Raw genomic sequence first — 2,616 nt, 5'->3', positions numbered from 1 at the left:
TGCTGCGCAAGGCCGGCGAGCGGACCATCCAAGCTACTTGGCAGCGCATCGGCAAGCTGCTCGACTGTTTCTCGCCATCCGAGTGCGCTGCCTATCTCGCCAACTCAGGTTACGCTTCAATTTAAAACGAACACGCTCTAGGGCCCCAGGCGTGCGTCGCAGATCGCTTCGACCGCGCGGAAGGCCTCGGTCAGCCCCCGGATCTGCTCGCCCACCGTCGGGATGTCGGCCGATTCCCGACCCAGGGCTTCCAGCGTGATGACAGCCCGGGTCATCTGTTCGAAGCCCAGCAGGTCGACCGAGCTCTTCAAGGCATGGGCCTCGCGCCCGATGGCCTTGACGTCGCCGCCGGCAAGATGGTCCGCGATGCGCGCGAGGCGTGATGCGGTATCGGTCAGGAACACCGCGGTGATGGCCCGGGCCGCATCCATGCCCACGTCATGGATCAACCGATGCCAGGCGGCAGCATCGGCGATCCGGGGCTCGCCGCTGCAGCCGTCGTCTTCGATCGGCAGATGGGCGGCCATGACGGCGGCGAGGTCGGCCCAGCGGAACGGCTTGGTCACGACGGCCTGCATGCCGGCCTCGAGACAGCGGACGTGGTCCTGGCGAAAGGCGTTCGCCGTCACGCCGATGATCGGGACTTGGCCGTGGGGCCCCGCCAACTGCCGGATGTGCCGGGTCGATTCCAGCCCGTCCATCTCCGGCATCTGCATATCCATCAGCACCAGATCGTAGAGGTTGGCGATGACCGCAGCGACCGCCTCGATGCCGTTGGCGGCCTTGTCGACGATCAAGCCCAGCTTCTGCAGCATGATGACGACGATGATCTGGTTGGTCGGATTATCCTCGACGACGAGCACCCGGCCGCCCCGGATGAAGCGCGGCAGCGTCCGCTCCGCGCCATCGACCGCCGCATTCGTTGCCGGATCGGCGCTCATGGCGAACCCGCGGGCTTCGACTGCATCTTGCGATAGAGCGTCGAGGGGTTGACGCCCAGCGCGGCAGCCGCGCGCGAGATGTTGCCATCCGCAGCGGCGAGGGCGGCATCGATCATCTCGCTCTCGGCCTGCGCCAGCGGCTTCAACTCGCGAAGGCGACTGCCGGGCCGTTCTTGCGGCCGATACTGCTCCCGCTGGCGATAGAGCGTGGAGGGGCTGATTTCGAGCCGGGCGGCTGCCTGCAGCACATTGCCGTCGGTGGCTGCCATCGCGAGTTCGATCAGGTCCCGTTTCAGCTCCGCAAGGGAAAACGAGAGAGGCGTCGCCGTCTCGGCGAGGTCGAGGCCGTTGCCGTGCGGCACCGGGGCCGCGGCAAAGTCCGGCGATCCGCTGGTGCGGCCCTGTGCCAAGGGGGGCGGCAACATGTTCGGCAGCACCGTATCGCCATCGTTCATCAGCACGATCTGGCGCATGACATTCTGCAATTGCCGCACGTTACCGGGCCAGGCGTAATTCAGCAGGATCTGCTCGGTCTCCGGCGCGAACCGCTGGAAGGAGCGGCCCTCTTCCTGGGAATATTCGGCGAGGAAACGGCGCGCGATCAGCAGCACGTCATCCTCCCGCTCGCGCATTGCGGGCAAGGCCAGCGGCATGACGTAGAGCCGGTAATACAGATCCTCGCGGAACCGGCCCGCCTCGACCGCCTTCAAGGGGTCGCGGTTGGTTGCGGAGACGAAACGGACGTCGACCTTCTCGGTCTGGGTGCCGCCCACCTTCTGGAAGGTACCGGTCTGGATGAAGCGCAGCAGCTTCGCCTGCAGCCCGATATCCATCTCGCAGATCTCGTCGAAGAACAGGGTCCCGCCGTTGGCCCGGCTGCCGGCACCCTCGCGCTCGGCGACGGCGCCGGTGAACGCGCCCTTCACGTGGCCGAAGATCTCGCTTTCGATCAGATCCTTGGGAAAGGCGGCACAGTTGAGCGCGATGAACGGCTTGTCCCGGCGCGGGCTGCGCCGGTGAACGGCCTCGGCGGCCAGTTCCTTGCCGGTCCCGCTCTCGCCGGTGATGAAGACGGGCGCCTTGGACTGGGCCGCGATATCGATGATGCGATAGACGCCGCGCATGGCGAGCGACGTGCCGACGAAGCCGCAAAACCGGTCGTCGTCGTCGGGCGTGTCGAGCGTATCGACGATGCGGCGCAGGTTCGCCCGCTCCAGCGCATTGTCGAGCGTCACGAACAGCCGCTCGGGCGCGAACGGCTTCACCAGGAAATCGGAAGCGCCTTCGCGCATCGCCTCGACCGCGACGTTGATCGAGCCATGGGCGGTGATGACGACCACCGCGGTATTGAGCCGGCGCTGTGTGATCCATTTCAGGATTTCCATGCCCGAGATGTCCGGCAGCTCGATGTCGAGCAGGACGGCGGCAAAGGATCGCTCGCCCAATGCCGCCAGCGCCGCACCACCGGTCTCGCAATGCAGCGTTTCATACGGCCCCCGCCGTAGATATTCGAGGTACACCCGCGCGATCGTAGGGTTGTCCTCGACTAATAGTAGCGGATGGCGGCCTATCGAACGTCTCCCCGCATGCTCATCCGGTCTTCATTCTACCATGTTCGGTTGTTGTCGATGATAGCGGGCCTGCCGTCATTTGTCATTTTGCATGGTGTGCTGCC

At 65.6% G+C, this 2,616-nt stretch carries 2 protein-coding genes; both read right to left on the bottom strand.

What is annotated here, in order from left to right:
* Positions 1-137: 137 nt before the first annotated feature.
* A complete protein-coding gene (locus tag VGV37_RS04310) occupies positions 138-941 on the bottom strand; it encodes a response regulator (protein WP_326878388.1) in 804 nt (267 codons plus the stop codon).
* Positions 938-2,512: a sigma 54-interacting transcriptional regulator gene (locus tag VGV37_RS04305; protein WP_326878389.1), complete on the bottom strand. Its 1,575-nt coding sequence runs from the start codon at positions 2,510-2,512 to the stop codon at positions 938-940. Before VGV37_RS04305 ends, VGV37_RS04310 begins: the two co-directional genes overlap by 4 nt.
* Positions 2,513-2,616 lie beyond the last annotated feature (104 nt).

Origin of the sequence: Aliidongia sp. (assembly GCF_035943795.1) — a bacterium.
Lineage (GTDB): Bacteria > Pseudomonadota > Alphaproteobacteria > ATCC43930 > CGMCC-115725 > Aliidongia.
This window is presented reverse-complemented; position numbering and strand designations above follow the sequence as displayed.

What these genes read in the sequence shown, in the direction of transcription:
- VGV37_RS04310 (WP_326878388.1), bottom strand. Translation starts at nt 941, where the DNA reads ATGAGCGCCGATCCGGCAACGAATGCGGCGGTCGATGGCGCGGAGCGG.